Below are 16,291 nucleotides of genomic sequence, written 5' to 3' on the forward strand. Positions count from 1 at the left end.
ACTAACCGCTAGCTGAATTGGTGTATTCAGAGGGCAAATAAATTAAATAACGTATGTATGTAATTAAAAGAGACGGCCGGAAAGAACCGATGATGTTCGACAAAATCACTGCTAGAGTGAGAAAATTGTGTTACGGATTAAACGAATTAGTTGATCCAGTAAAGGTTGCTATGCGAGTCATTGAAGGCTTGTACGATGGCGTAACAACAAGTGAGCTTGATAATTTGGCTGCAGAGATTGCTGCAACCATGACTACTAGCCATCCAGATTATGCAAAATTAGCAGCGCGTATTTCGGTTTCTAACTTACATAAAAACACCAAAAAATCCTTCAGTGAAGTCATGGAGGATTTATACACATACGTTAATCCAAGAACCGGAAAAAAAGCACCACTACTGTCTGATGAGGTTTACAAAATCATTTCAGAAAATAAAGATAAATTAGATTCTGCCATTATTTATAATCGTGACTTCGGGTATGATTATTTTGGGTTTAAAACTCTAGAACGCTCCTACTTATTGAAACTAAATGGCAAAATTGCTGAGCGTCCACAACATATGTTAATGCGTGTCTCTGTTGGTATTCACTTAGATGATTTGGATTCAGTTTTGGAAACGTATGAGTTAATGTCAAAAAAGTACTTTACTCATGCCACACCAACACTGTTTAACTCAGGAACGCCAAAACCACAGATGTCTTCCTGCTTTTTGTTAACCATGAAGGATGATAGCATCGATGGAATTTACGACACCTTAAAACAAACGGCTAAGATTTCACAATCTGCTGGTGGTATAGGTTTGTCTATCCACAACATCAGGGCAACGGGAAGTTATATCTCAGGTACAAACGGCACCTCAAACGGAATTGTACCCATGCTTCGTGTGTTCAACGATACAGCACGATATGTAGATCAAGGTGGTGGAAAGCGTAAAGGCAGTTTTGCCATTTATTTAGAAACATGGCATGCCGATATTTTTGATTTTCTTGATTTAAAGAAAAATCATGGTAAGGAAGAGATGCGCGCGCGCGATTTGTTCTACGCGATGTGGATTTCTGATTTGTTTATGAAACGCGTACAGGAAGATGGAGAGTGGACCTTAATGTGTCCTAATGAATGCCCTGGTTTAGCAGATACGCATAGTGAAGCGTTTGAAGAGCTATACACCAAATATGAGGCAGAAGGCAAGGGCCGTAAAACTATAAAGGCCAGAGAATTATGGGAAAAAATTCTAGAATCCCAAATAGAAACAGGAACACCTTACATGCTGTACAAGGATGCTGCTAACCGCAAATCCAATCAACAAAACCTAGGGACAATTAAGTCGTCTAATTTGTGTACCGAGATTTTAGAATATACCTCTCCAGATGAGGTGGCGGTATGTAATTTAGCGTCTATCGCTTTACCTATGTTTATTAAAAATGGGGAGTTTGACCATAAGGAGCTTTTTAAGATTACTAAGCGGGTTACGAAGAATCTCAACCGCGTTATCGATAGAAATTATTACCCGGTAAAAGAGGCTGAAAATTCAAACTTCCGCCATAGACCAATCGGTTTGGGTGTGCAAGGCTTAGCGGATACGTTCATTAAATTGCGTATGCCTTTTACAAGTGACGAAGCCAAGACATTAAATCAAGATATTTTTGAAACTTTGTATTACGCGGCTGTCACAGCTTCCATGGAAGAGGCCAAAATAGATGGTGCGTACCAGACTTATGAAGGCTCTCCAATAAGTAAAGGAGAATTTCAGCACAATCTTTGGAATATTAAAGATGAAGAATTAAGCGGACGCTGGGATTGGGGAAAATTACGCAAGCAAGTTTTAAAACACGGTGTGCGTAATTCCTTGTTGGTTGCACCAATGCCTACAGCAAGTACGTCTCAAATCTTAGGAAATAACGAATGTTTTGAACCTTATACGTCAAACATATACACACGTCGTGTATTGTCTGGTGAATTTATTGTGGTGAATAAACACTTATTAGAGGATTTGGTAGAATTGGGCTTGTGGGATGATGGCGTGAAGCAAGATATCATGAGAGCTAATGGATCAATTCAAGGGATAGATGTTATTCCAGATGATATCAAAGAACTTTATAAAACCGTTTGGGAGTTAAGTATGAAAGACATAATAGACATGTCGCGTCAACGAGGTTATTTTATTGATCAGTCACAGTCGCTTAACTTGTTTATGGAAGGCGCCACGATGGCGAAATTGACATCCATGCACTTTTATGCTTGGAAGAGTGGCTTAAAGACCGGAATGTATTACTTACGCACAAAGAGTGCGGTAGATGCCATTAAGTTTACCTTGACCAACAAGAAAAAAGAAGAACCTGTTGCTGAAGCTGTTGAAATTTCACAGGAAACCGTGGTGGCAAAACAAAAACAAAAAGCAGCCAAAACAGCCGCAAAATTTGTAGAAAAAACAACAGACGTTGAGCCCTTAACGGCTGAAGAAATGAAAGCCTTAATCGCACAAGCTAAAGAGGCGGAAGGGGATGATTGCTTAATGTGTGGATCATAAGAAATTGCTATTAACAAAATTGCTTAAAGTGGTAAAAAGCATCTCTTTTCAGAGATGCTTTTTTGCTTATAATAAGCAGGGGTTCGGTTACATGTTTTAAATGGGGGTAATTTTTTGGCAATCGTTTTGTGTTTATAATAAGTTTACATTAACTTAACGTTGAAGCAACACAAACAAAATGGCCATTAGTATTAACCATGATTAAAAAGTCAGTCTTTATAGGGTTATTAGGGGCGCTAGCGGCGTCACTTTATGCCTATCCCAACTTTAAGACCATAGCTGCAGGAATCGCTATTTTACTATTTGGTATGGTTTTACTTGAAGAAGGCTTTAAGTCATTTACAAAGGGACCGCTTCAAAAGATCTTAAAAAAGACAACGAATAAATTATATAAAAGTATCACAGCAGGAGCCTTCGTGACAGCTATTATTCAGTCTAGTTCATTGGTGACTGTTATAGCGATTTCTTTTATAAGCGCAGGACTCATCTCATTGTCTGGAGGTATCGGTTTAGTTTTTGGAGCCAATATTGGTACTACGGCTACAACGTGGTTGGTTGCAGCCTTTGGCTTAAAAATAAAAATAGCAGCACTGGCAATGCCCATGCTAATTTTTGGAATTATTTTTTCCCTTCAAAAAAAATTATCTCTTAAAGGTTTAGGAAATGTACTAGCTGGACTAGGATTTTTCTTCCTCGGTATACACTATATGAAGGAAGGTTTTGACGTCTTCAAAACCTATATAGACTTATCCCAATACGCGGTTTCGGGATTTTTAGGTGTAATTATTTATACGGGTTTAGGTATAATCATCACTACAATATTACAATCTAGCAGTGCGACACTAGCGCTTATCTTAACGGCTTTATCTGCGGGCCAAATAGAATACGAAAATGCCTTAGCCCTCGCCATTGGGGCAAATGTTGGCACAACGATAACTGCGGTTTTAGGTTCTTTGGGCTCTAACGTTGCTGGAAGACGACTAGCAGGAGCCCATTTTATCTTCAATATAATCACAGGGATTGTGGCCTTGGCTCTAATCTATCCTCTAGCGAATTTGGTTGATCGAATATCTGAATTGGTGGATATTGCAGCGACTAACTACACCTTAAAATTGGCGGTGTTTCATACCATTTTCAATGTCTTAGGCGTCATTATAATGATTCCGTTAATTAAAACCATTGAGCGTATTTTGCTCAAGTTCTTTAAAGAGCAAAAAGATAAGGATATCGATGAGCCAAAATACCTTAATGCAGCGGTATTAAAGTTTCCTGGTTCTGTTATTTCCGCATTGATGAATGAATCAAAATACTTATATAAAAATGCCATCTTTGAAATTGTGGCGCATGCCTTAAATATTCATAGAATGGATATAAAGTCTGATGAAAAAATTAAGGATATTGTTAAAAAATCACATCGAGGCTTCAATATAAATATTGAAGAGATGTATTATAAAAAAGTAAAACACATCTACGGTGAAATTATAAAATATGCCACTACGGCTGAAAAGGATTTAAAGCTTAATGCGAGGCAAATAAATACCATTTTAGATATTAAAATTGCCAATCGCAGAATGATTGAAATTATAAACCACGCCAAGGAGTTAAACAAGAATATCAACTTGTCCCTAAACCAAGATAATAAGTACGTAGTACAGGAATATGATGGATTTAGAAAGAAAGTTACGAAAGTACTACGTATTATATACTTATTCAGAAAGGCGGAAGATTCTGAAATCTATGCTAAAAAGTTGGCCCAACTAAAAAAGGAAGCTAAAGAAAACATTAGATATAGCAATAAGTCTATAGATCGATTAATCAGAAAGGATTTAATCAATGCTGAAATGGCATCTTCTTTATTTAACGATAACACGAATGTAAATGAAATCAATAAAAAACTGATTGAAGTTGCGGAATTGTTATACGGTAAAAAAGACACCTTACTAGAGACTCAGAACGTATAGTTTATGCCTTGGCTTCGTGGGCTAAAGAATCGGTATTACACGTCATATTAGACTAATTTAAAAACCAAGACTATACTTAGTATTGTGATTCCCCCGATATACGCATGTTTAGATAATAAAATATATTTATTACTGTATGTTGCTAATTGATTTTCAACAATCTACCAATATATTTATTAACGTCTAACGGCTAGGATAGAATTAAAATAAAAAAGCATCCAATTCCGAATTTACGGGAGGATGCTTTTTTTATCTTGTTAAGATAGCTTACTGAATTATTTTTCTTCCATTAAAGCGAAAAACTTGTCAATATTTGGCATTAAAATAATTCGCGTTCTACGGTTTTTAGCACGGTTTGCTCTAGAGTCGTTCTCAACTAAAGGTTGGTAACTACTGCGTCCAGAAGCAATTAATTGCTCTGGGGCAACATTGAATTGGTTTTGCAGTTTCCTAACTACAGACGTAGCACGCAAGACACTCAAATCCCAGTTATCTTGTATTTTCTCCGTATTGATACTTCTAGAATCAGTATGTCCTTCTACCATAACATCTAAACTTGGCTCAGAATTGATAACATCGGCTAGTTTCTTTAAGATTTTATCGGCTTTATTACCTACTCTATAACTAGCAGTATTAAATAGCATATCATCTGCTATGGAAATCATCACAACGGTTTCGTTAATATCAACAACCATATCCTCATCCTCATCTAAATCACTAGTGTCCATAGCTTTGCTCAAGTTATATTGAACAGCTAGGTTCATAGAATCTTTTAAGGTCTTGGCATTTGCCAATTTTTCTTGGTCAACGTTTTGTAGTGTGGCCATCATCTTTTCCTTACTAGCTCCAGAAATGACAGTGCCGTCTTCATTGACTTCAAATTTAGCTTGGTTTTCTATGGTAAGGCCTTCAACATCTTCATTTAGGGATTGAATTTTTGAGTTATACTCATTAACTCTGGCTTCAATAACAGCAAATTTGTTTTCTAGCTCTTCCTTTTCTACTTGGGTTTTGGTTAGTTGGCTTTTAATTTCACCATTTTCTTGTTCTAAGGCCATATATTTTTTCTTAGACACACAAGAACTAAAAATAATGGCTGTCAATAAAAGAATTGAAATTTTTTTCATGATTTTTTTTCAGTTTAATTAATCGGTTCACTAACATATACGGTGAAAGCTAAGTTTTAGACGTTGAATTACAAATAAATTCGTTTAAGTTTTTGAGTTGTATTGCCTGAGGTTATAATTCCAGATAATGTAAGGTGTACTCCCTGCAGCATAATAATGTATTAGGGACTGAAGATGATTTCAGTGCGAAAGTAGAACGTTTTACGATTTATTGCCTTTGCCAAATGTAACTACCGCAAATGCTGTATCAATGGCCAATATTAACTCTAACCAAACAATGAACTATTGGTTGCACAATTTGTCGATATCCTAAGGATACTAGGATTTCTTTTTGGTATTGTCGGTAATGACCTTGGCAGGTTCAACCGTGCTATCATGAGCACTGAAGTATTCTTCGAGTAAATTCATGGTAGCTTTCAAAAGGTCTTTGGTTTCTAATAGTAGGCTAAAATAAAGCGTTGTGTTTTTAGGACTTGAATCCTCATTTCTTGTGCGCTCAACCTGCATGGCTATTTTATTCCTAACCAAATTAAATATTTCTGATTTGTCTTGTAGAATTGCACCTATTTCTTCAAATGAACGGGATTCAAAGGCAGATTGTGTTGCAATGAACAGTGTTTCTAGGTGTTGGTCAAGGTCCTTGAGCTCCTTAATTTGACTAAATTTTAGCTTTTTATGGTTATTGTTTACATACTTGAGACTGACCTTGGAAATGTATTCGAGAGATTGTGCCATATCCTGAAGGTAATTCAGAATGTCGAGATAAAAATTACTTGCAGATAAACTGGGCTCATCAAGGTTTTTTATGAAGTAGAAAATATTATCTCTAAGGTCATCTACCTCAGCTGAAAGTTTTTCGACTTGTTTTTTATTCTTTTTTAGGACAGAAAGGTTTTGCGTGGCCAAACCATTAATGGCATTAGAATAAATTCTGTTACCGCGCTTTACAACGTTAGCAATATTAGAAGCACTTTCATGAATCACACCTTGTGTAGAACTGCTTTCTGCTTTTTCTAATTTATCCTCCTCCTTTAAGACCTTGTTATTTTTTCGATGTGTCAAGTAGTTTTTAGAAATCATGACCAAGGCAAAAGCAAACAGACCAAACAAGGCATAGGCCTCACCGTAAAAGAGTATATAGGCCATTACTAGAGCGGCTGTAAATGCGCTGAAGGCTGTAAAGAACCACCCACCAATAACATTGAGTACTCCAGCTACCCTGTACACGGCACTTTCAGTACCCCAAGCCCGATCTGCTAAGGAGGTTCCCATGGTGACCATAAAGGTAACATATGTAGTGGAAAGAGGTAATTTCATTGATGTAGCAATTGAAATCAGAACGCTCGCCACCATTAAGTTTACCGCGGCTCTAACTAAATCAAAGGCGGGCGCGTCTTGGGGCTTTACTATCAACTGAGGTTGTGTGAACTGTCGGTTGGCCCAGTCTTTATAGGCACTTGGCAAAATGGTATTCAGACTAGCAGACAACCCAATGGATAATCTCACAATATTTCTAGATAGAAAATTGGGCTCAAAACGTTCTTTACCGTCATCCTGTCGCGCTAAATCAACGGAGGTTTTTACAACAGCTCTTGCTTTGCTGGAAAACCACAAAGTCAAAACCATAACTAATCCGGCAATCAGAAGCAAGATAGGTTCTGTTTGAACGGGCTCACCTAGAGCGGTCATTACAAAGTTTGATGCTTCTACACCACTGTTAGACCACACCTCATAAGAGTTGTAAGCAGCGATAGGAACGCCGATAAAGTTCACTAAATCGTTACCAGCAAAGGCTACGGCAAGTGCAAAGGTACCAACAACTATGATAATGGTATAAATTTTAGCATTCAAAAGTTTAACAGCTAAAAAAGAAATTAACGCAAAAATGACGAAACTGACTTCGATGAAATAAATGGGGTGATCATTTAGAAAGGATAATATAGAATCGTCGATAAATGTTGCATTTTTCAATCCTTTAATGATGATAAAGTACATTATCGACGTTATTGCAAAGCCACTGAAAATAGAGCCATACCAAATCGGTTTGTCTTGAAACTTAAACGACAATAATAATCTTGAAACATATTGAACAATAGCTCCAATGGTAAATGCTACTACCACAGACAAAAGGATGCCTAAAATAATTTCAATAGCCTTAGAATTGTTAATATAATTGGTTAAATCCGTAATATTCTGGCCTTCATCCATGTAAATTTTTATGGCTGCCATTGCAACCGAGGCCCCTAACAATTCAAAGACAATAGATACGGTAGTAGAGGTTGGAAGGCCAAGCGTATTAAAAAAGTCAAGGAGAAGAATATCCGTAAGCATAACGGCCATGAAAATAATCATGATCTCGTTGAACATAAACTCCCCAGGATTAAAGATGCCTTTTCGTGCTACCTCCATCATACCACTAGAAGTCAGTGCGCCAACAGCAACTCCTAGGCTAGCCACAATCATAATAGTTTTAAATGGAACGGCCTTAGAGCCGATAGCTGAATTTAAAAAGTTAACAGCATCGTTGCTAACACCAACAACCAAATCTGCAACGGCTAAAAAAGCCAATGCACCAAGCATGTAGATATAAAGATTCTCCATATGAGAGCGAAGCTAAAAGTAATTGCAAATTTCTTCTTTTAATTTGAACGTTATGTTATCGGAATGTTATGTTCTTTGGTTATGTTGAAATGAAAAAAGTTCTTATAATTTATTTTTAGAGTCGCTTAGCCAATATACCAAGATATTATTATGGTTATAAATAGTAATATACTGAAAGTCAGTATATAACGTTCTCAATGTTAAATTAATGTTACCTAAATGTTGTTTAAAAGTAAAATATATGTTATGTTTGTAATGTAATTATTAATTAAAGCCCAGATGAACATGAAAAAAGCAGTTGTTATAATCGTTATGCTGTGTGTAGGATTTGTATATGCTCAGAAAGAAAGAGACCTAAGTCTAAATACTGACAAGGATTTAATAGAAGTGGTGTATTACCATGATAATGGTACAATAAGTCAAACCGGTTATTATACGAAGGAAGGCAAATTACATGGAGAATGGTTTACCTATTGCCAACAAGGGAATAAACTGGTTTCCGCCAAGTATGATAATGGAAAGAAAGTAGGCAAGTGGTTTTATTGGACTAAGGATACTTTAAAAGAGGTGGACTATAGTAATAATCAAATTGCCTCTGTTAATGAGTGGACCAATAGTAAAACAATAATAGCTTCTAATTGAAATTAAATGATGTCACTCTGATTAATTTGGTTGAAATAAAAAAACCCGCTTGGATTTCCAAGCGGGTTTTTTATAAATAAGCCTAAACTCTTTTAGATGCTTTTAGTTATCAATCCAACCAAAGTCAGCTTCTAAAGTGGTAGAAGAATCGTAGGTTGTGGCTTCATTGGCAGCTGCTCCATCTATTACTAATTCTGCGGCAGTTGAAGTTCCAGCAAACTCAAACTGAAGTGCATACCCAGTAAGCGTCAAACCGTTGATTGTGGCAGTAGACGCCGCTTTCATTTGAATTGCTAATCCACCTGTTGACGAAATTGCAGTAAAGTTTGTTAATGTTGGGTTACTGGCTGTACCATCCGCTTCAATAGAAGTGGAGAAACCAGTAATCGTTTGCTTAACAAAAGTATTCGCTAATGTTCCATTCCAGCCTTCAGTCCAGTCTACTGAATCGTCTTCAATATTCTCAGCGTAGAAATTAGTAACACTAACAGTTCCACCAAAGAATTCTATACCGTCATCAGCACCGTCGATGACGGCAACGTTGTCTATTGTTGTCCCAGAACCTACAGCGTAAAGCGATAAACCGTTAAACTGAGAATCAGCGTTGATTTGAGCTCCAGTATTTCTTAGGATTAGGTAGTCGATGTTACCTGAAGATTCAGTAGGACTATTTCCTCCATAAACTAATCCACCAACTTCAGCGGTCACATTTTCACCGGCTGTTGTTGTAGAATTTCCACAGATTAAAAGACCACCCCATGGGTTACCATCATCAGAGCGCATCTCTACTGGATTCATCATCGAACCTTGAATGTCAATAGAACCACCTTGTAATACAGCTAAATAGTTTGCAGTTCCTGAAGCAGAAACGATCTCTGTTCCAGCAGGTATTGTTAAGGTTGCACCAGAGTTTACTAATACAGGACCGCTGATTGTGTATATAACGCTAGGATCCAAAGTTAAATTTGAAGTGATGTTAGCTGGCAATTGATCTGATACAAGATCGCCAGTTGCCCAAGCAAAGTTACTTGCATTTGTTGGAGATGACGAATAAACTGCATCGTTTGCTGTATCTGCAGCTGCACCATCTATTACTAGTTCAGCAGGAGTAGAAGTCCCAGCAAACTCGAATAAAAGATCAAAACCAGTTGCCGTGAATCCATTTATTGTAGCGGTAGACGCGGCTTTCATTTGGATTGCTAAACCACCTGTAGAAGAAATAGCAGTTAGGTTATTCAACGTTGGGTTACTAGCAGTACCATCTGCTTCGATAGCGGTTGAGAACCCTTGAATAGTGTTAACAATATAAGCCGTATTCATAGTACCATTCCAACCTTCAGTCCAATCAATGGCATCGTCTTCTATGTTTTCAGCGTAGAAATTAGTTACACTTACAGTTCCACCAAAAAATTCGATACCGTCGTCAGCACCAGAAATTACAGCAACGTTACTAATCGAAGTTCCCGATCCAACTGCATAAAGTGATAATCCATTAAATTGAGAATCCGCGTTGATTTGAGCACCAGTATTTCTTAAAATAAGGTAATCTATGCTACCAGAAGATTCAGTGTCATTGTTACCACCGTAAACCAGACCACCAACTTCAGCAGTTACATTTGTTCCTGCCGTTGTAGAAGCGTTACCACATACAAGTAAACCACCCCATGGATTTCCATCAACAGAACGCATTTCTACTGGATTGTCAATAGTACCTTCAATTTCTATAGAACCTCCTTGTAAAACAGCTAAGTAATTTGCAGTTCCAGATTCAGAAACGATTTGAGTTCCAGCAGGAATTGTTAATGTAACTCCTGAATTTACTAATACAGGTCCACTGATTGTGTATTCCACAGAAGGATTTAAAGTAACATCGGCAGTGATATTCCCAGGTAATTGATTGCTGTCAAAGGCATCAGTTGCCCATGCGAAATCACTCGCATTAGTTGGCGAACTTGCATAAACTGCATCCTCTGCAGTATCTGCAGCGGCACCGTCTATTAACAATTCTGCAGCTGTAGAAGTTCCTGCAAATTCAAAAAGAAGATCAAAACCTGTTGCAGTAAATCCGTTGATTGTAGCGGTAGAAGCTGCTTTCATCTGAATAGCTAAACCACCAGTAGAAGAAATGGCGGTAAAGTTTTCAATTGTAGGGTTACTTGCTGTACCATCAGCTTCAATGGCAGTAGAAAATCCTTGAATTGTATTAACCACATAGGTGTCAGATAAAGTACCATTCCAGCCTTCTGTCCAATCTACTGCATCGTCTTCGTTATTTTCTAAATAGATATTACTTGCATTAACAGTACCTCCAAAGAACTCAACTCCGTCATCAGCACCATTAATGATAGCTACGTTAGTGATTGAAGTTCCAGAGCCAACTGCATATAATGATAAACCGTTGTACTGAGAATCGGCATTGATTTGTGCACCAGCATCTCTTATGATTAAGTAGTTTATGCTACCAGAGTCATCACTTGCATTTGTTCCTCCGTAAACCAAACCACCTACTTCTGCTGTGACGTTTGTTCCAGCAGTTGTTGGGGCATTACCACATAATAAAAGTCCACCCCATGATCCGGCGTTGCCACTTGAAGATCTCATGACCACTGGATTAGAAGGCGTTCCTTGGATGTCTATCATTCCCCCTTGTAGAACAGCCAGATAGTTTCCAGTTCCAACTGCAGATACTATTTCTGTTCCTGCTGGAATGGTTAAAGTTACTCCATCTGCCACTCTTACATCTCCAGAGAGGTTGTAAGTAATATTAGGATCGAGTGTCAAGTCTGCTGTTATAATTCCATCCAGACCTTGACTTGGTGGTCCTCCTCCTCCATCATCATCGTTGTTACACGATAATATAGCTAATGACAGAATCATTGTAAAAATAAAATTGATGTTAATTGTTTTCATTGTTTAAAATTTAGATAATATGTTCAACATTGATTAAAATTTATAGGATAAGTTTAAACTAATATTTACTCCTCTTTTATAGGATAGTACAGTCTCCTCTTGGGTCGCAGAAGAGTTACCAAAATCAGATGCTACATTTTGATATCGTTCGATTTCTGGATTCAATAGGTTCCTTCCTCTCAAACCTAAACTGATATGTTTATTAATGCTTTTATTAACTATGAAATCAAGAACGACAAACCCCTTTTCGATAATTTCACCGTTAAAATTGAAGTCTTCCAGATTGTTCCCTGGACTATTTGGATCTTCACCTTGAAATATTGGAGAGCCAATTGCGTAAATGCGATCGGATGCGTAATTACCTGCTAGAGTGAACTCAAAAGGATATTTATTACCTGTATCTAAGGTCAATGCTAAATTTGTAGTCCAGTCTGATGCTCCTTCAAGTCCTATTTCGTCATTACCGCCATATTGAAATGTTCGTGGCGAACCATTAACGTTTAAACCTTCAGAAGCATCTTTTAAATCCTGCTTATGGTCTATGTAAGACACATTTCCAGAAAGTTTAAGATTTGGTAACGAGTCACGCTTTTTGATTAAAAAAACTTTCCCTTCCAATTCAATTCCAAATATGCGAGCGTCACCAGTATTATAAAAAGAAAATACGTCACCACCGCCCACACGAAGCGATCTGTTTATCGCGTTATCTATATTCTTGTAATAAGCGGTTACAGAAATGAGCTCATCATTAGAAGGAAAGAATTCATATTTTAAATCTATATTAGTATTGGTCGAACGTTCAATAAGTCTATTACCCGCTTCAATTAAACCTTCAGGAGATACGTATTCAAAAGGAGCAATCTCTTTAAACTCGGGAAGTGTTTGGCTTAAACTACCGGAAAGCCTTAACGCCATTTTATCGTTGAGATCGTATTTTAAATTTAATGAAGGATAGATGTTGTTGTATGTCAATTCTGTTTCACCCTCACGTCCACCAGGTGCATTATTTACATCGTAATCAACAAAAATCCTATCGCTTTGATATCTTAAACCTACCTCCGCAGTTAAATTGCCAAATACACCTACAAAATCAACGAATCCCGCATAAGATGTTAATTCGGCATCGTAAAAATCATCTGGTTGAACGTTGATTAACAAATTTCCATTGTCAACATTTTGCTGGGTGAAAGCAGAACTTAAATCATCAATTGATACCGGATTAAACGACCCAATAGGTCCGCCTTCTTCAAATCCTACAAAAGTAGATCTGAAGTCTCTTTGTTTATATCTTCCGTCACCACCAAAACTTAACTTATAAATATCATTCTCATCTTCATCAACTTTTAAGCTGAAGTCATCTTTTATCCTACCGTTAAATTCTTGGTCTAAAATTTCTTGAGAGCTTTTTCTTTGCTGAAACCCCCCTGTATTACCTAATTCTATTGGTCTTTCGTCTTGAGGTACACCATCAACGTTTCTAAAATTCAATTCATTTCTAATACGGTTGGGCTCATCTGCCGCCAAGCGATTATACCCTAAAGCCCAATCTAATTCATTTTTAGTACCCAATTTATGATCACCGATTAATTGTATGGTAGACAAAAACGTGTTCTTGATGTTTTGATCCCTAACAAATTGATTACCAGCTATGGAATTTGGCGTTAATTCATCAAAAAAGATAGCCTCGCCACCCCGGCCACCTTCATAGACTTCTTCTAATACCTTATTAATACCAAAAGCATTGAACTTAAGCTCGTTATTTTGGTTTATTCTATATTGTCCAACAAGAAGGGCATTAGTATTGACTGTTCTTTGCCAATATCTGTTATCGCCATCAGGCACAAAATCCCTAGCACCACCTGTAATCGGTAATAAACTTCCGGTAATTCCTCTATCGAAAAATCTGAATAAACCTTCACGGTATTCGTTGTCCACACTTTGGCCTCCAGCGAACGAAAGTCTAAACTTTCCTTCTTCATCTAAAAAACCACCAGCATTAAATCCAAATGAATAGTTTACGGGATTTTCTATACCGACAGTATTCCAGCCTTGGTCAGTCAAACCATTAACTAAATTACTGTTATTGTAAGGTCTGGAGAATATGCCAAAGCTCAAATCATCATTTAGAGCTGTTGCTGCAAAATTATCCGTTACAAACACCGCATTTGTATTGAGACCGCTTGACAGACTTATACCAAAGTCTTTGCGAGAGGTGATGTTTTTCGAAGTTATGTTTATATTACCAGACGACTGATCGGTGGAGTTGTATGGTGAAAAAGTTTTACTAATAGATACACTACTAATAAATCTTGTAGGAAAAAGCTCAAGATTTATATTCTTTTTGTCTATGTTGTCTGATGGTATAGGAAGACCATTCACTGTTGTAGTAAGATATCTATCTCCCAAACCTCTCACGTAAATTTGACCTGAACCTTCTGATTTGGAAACCCCAGATATTTTTGCTGTTGCTGCTGAAGCATCACTAACACCTAATTTAGCGAGTTCAATAGCTCCAATACTTTCCTTTATCTCAACAGCCTTTTTTTGATCAAGTAAAAGCGCAGCTTCACTTTCTTTTCGCGTAGATGTTGTAATTACAATTTCATCAAGACTTGCCGAGCTCGCTCCCATTGGAACATTTACTGTAGTAACCTTACCAGCCACCACTTCAGCTTTGATTTCAAGGGTTTCGTAGCCTACAAAACTAAAAACTAGAGTATAGACTCCTGGACTTAATTCGTTGAATTCATACAGACCGTCAACATCGGATGTTGTTCCTGTAGTTGTTCCTTTTATTAATATATTGACAAAAGGAAGCGGTTCGTTATTAAATTCTTTATCTGTTAAAAGGCCAACTATAGAACCTGTTTGTTGTGCAGAACATAATATACTTGAAAAACAAAAAATTAATAGGATTATGCGTTTCATTTATTTATTAAATTAATGTTGCAAAGTAACTGTGATTAACCTGTTCTAAGGTTAATCATGAATTAAACATTTGTGATGAAAAGGTTAGTGGAATGTTAGCGCAATATTAAAATGACGTGATATTAAGGAAACAATAAGATAACATTGGAGCTGTACTATGGGCATTCATTTTTATAAGGTATTGTATACCATTTTATCTATCTTGCACGGTCTAATATTTTTAGTATGAATTGGGAGCAATTATTGTCACTAAAACGCTTTGGAGATAGGCATAAACGACTGAGAAAAGAACAAGATGAGACGCGTTTGGGTTTTGAAGTCGATTATGATCGTATCATTTTTTCATCAGAGTTTAGAAGCCTTCAGGATAAGACCCAAGTCGTTCCCTTATCTAAAACAGATTTTGTACATACACGGTTAACCCATAGTTTGGAAGTAAGCGTTGTAGGAAGGTCCTTGGGTAGAAAGGTTGGGCAGCTTTTATTGCAAAAACATCCACACCTAAGTAGTGTACATGGGTATACCATGAACGATTTTGGTGCTATCGTAGCAGCCGCTGCTTTAGCACATGATATAGGGAATCCACCATTTGGGCATTCGGGAGAAAAGGCTATTGGCTCTTATTTTAAAGTTGGCGAAGGCGCAAACTTTAGACCCCAACTAACGGAAAAACAGTATCAGGATTTATGCGATTTTGAAGGTAATGCCAACGGCTTTAAAATTTTAACTGAAAGCAGAGACGGCCGGATTGGAGGCTTACGCTTAAGTTATGCAACCCTTGGCGCCTTTATGAAATACCCTAAGGAATCTCTTCCTAAAAAACCGACTAAGCATATTGCAGACAAAAAATATGGGTTTTTTCAGTCCGAAAAAGAGATGTTCCAAGATATCGCAAAAGAATTAGGGCTAACAGCTAGAAGCGCCTCTGATCTTAGTTTTCAAAGACATCCTTTGACGTATTTAGTAGAAGCTGCAGATGATATTTGCTATACAATAATTGATTTTGAAGATGGTATTAATCTAGGACTTATAGAGGAAGATTATGCCTTGGAGTACCTCATAAACTTGGTAAGGGGCCGCATCAAAACAAGTAATTACAATGCGTTAAAGACCAAGGAAGATCGTATTAGTTATTTGAGGGCTTTGGCCATAGGAACGCTAATCGATGAGGCGGCCCAAATATTTATGACACATGAAGAAGATATATTAAATGGTGCTTTTGGCACGGCTTTGCTAGATGTGAGTCAGTATAAAGCTCAGATTGCCGATATCATTTCTATAAGTGTCAAGAATATTTACAACTCCAAAGAGGTCGTAAATAAGGAAATTGCTGGTTATGAAATCTTAAACAATTTGCTGAAGGTGTTTTGTAGTTTGGCATATAATACCTTCGACAATGAATTGTCTAGCTATGACAAATTAATGCGCAAACATCTTCCAGAGACTGTTAAACTGAATCAAGATTCACTATATAATAATCTCATAAATATTTGTTTATTTGTTTCGAAATTGTCCGACACTAACGCCAAATTGTTGCATCAAAAACTCAGAGGAGCCATATTCTAGATGTATTTCATCGAATAATTTTGGTTTTAAT

8 protein-coding genes are annotated in these 16,291 nt (G+C 37.1%); 4 read left to right on the plus strand and 4 right to left on the minus strand.

Going from position 1 to position 16,291, the window contains the following annotated elements:
- The first annotated feature begins 53 nt into the window (after positions 1–53).
- A complete protein-coding gene (locus CA834_RS02725) occupies positions 54–2,525 on the plus strand; it encodes a ribonucleoside-diphosphate reductase subunit alpha (protein WP_094967118.1) in 2,472 nt (823 codons plus the stop codon).
- A gap of 197 nt (positions 2,526–2,722) precedes the next feature.
- On the plus strand, positions 2,723–4,486 hold the full coding sequence (locus tag CA834_RS02730; RefSeq protein WP_094967119.1) for a Na/Pi cotransporter family protein: 1,764 nt from the start codon (positions 2,723–2,725) through the stop codon (positions 4,484–4,486).
- Between the two features lie 275 nt (positions 4,487–4,761).
- Here the strand turns inward: CA834_RS02730 and CA834_RS02735 are convergent, their stop codons facing one another.
- Together CA834_RS02735 and CA834_RS02740 are read right to left on the minus strand one after the other, a co-directional pair.
- Complete coding sequence (locus CA834_RS02735) at positions 4,762–5,613, minus strand: OmpA/MotB family protein (RefSeq protein ID WP_094967120.1); 852 nt, start codon at positions 5,611–5,613, stop codon at positions 4,762–4,764.
- 318 nt (positions 5,614–5,931) lie between these two features.
- Complete coding sequence (locus CA834_RS02740) at positions 5,932–8,214, minus strand: inorganic phosphate transporter (protein ID WP_094967121.1); 2,283 nt, start codon at positions 8,212–8,214, stop codon at positions 5,932–5,934.
- Between the two features lie 285 nt (positions 8,215–8,499).
- On the opposite strand from CA834_RS02740, the gene CA834_RS02745 reads away from it, so the two are divergent.
- A complete protein-coding gene (locus CA834_RS02745; RefSeq protein WP_094967122.1) occupies positions 8,500–8,856 on the plus strand; it encodes a toxin-antitoxin system YwqK family antitoxin in 357 nt (118 codons plus the stop codon).
- A 102-nt stretch (positions 8,857–8,958) separates the two neighbouring features.
- Here CA834_RS02745 and CA834_RS02750 read toward each other — a convergent pair whose 3' ends face one another.
- Together CA834_RS02750 and CA834_RS02755 are read right to left on the minus strand one after the other, a co-directional pair.
- Entirely contained in the window at positions 8,959–11,766 is a 2,808-nt protein-coding gene (locus CA834_RS02750) for a beta strand repeat-containing protein (protein ID WP_206186835.1), read from the minus strand.
- A gap of 33 nt (positions 11,767–11,799) precedes the next feature.
- Positions 11,800–14,694, minus strand: a complete 2,895-nt coding sequence (locus CA834_RS02755) for a TonB-dependent receptor (RefSeq protein WP_094967123.1) — start codon at positions 14,692–14,694, stop codon at positions 11,800–11,802.
- Positions 14,695–14,919: 225 nt separating this feature from the next.
- On the opposite strand from CA834_RS02755, the gene dgt reads away from it, so the two are divergent.
- Complete coding sequence (gene dgt, locus CA834_RS02760; RefSeq protein WP_094967124.1) at positions 14,920–16,260, plus strand: dGTP triphosphohydrolase; 1,341 nt, start codon at positions 14,920–14,922, stop codon at positions 16,258–16,260.
- Positions 16,261–16,291 lie beyond the last annotated feature (31 nt).

It is taken from the genome of Winogradskyella aurantia (genome assembly GCF_002266855.1).
In the GTDB taxonomy this organism is placed as follows: domain Bacteria; phylum Bacteroidota; class Bacteroidia; order Flavobacteriales; family Flavobacteriaceae; genus Winogradskyella; species Winogradskyella aurantia.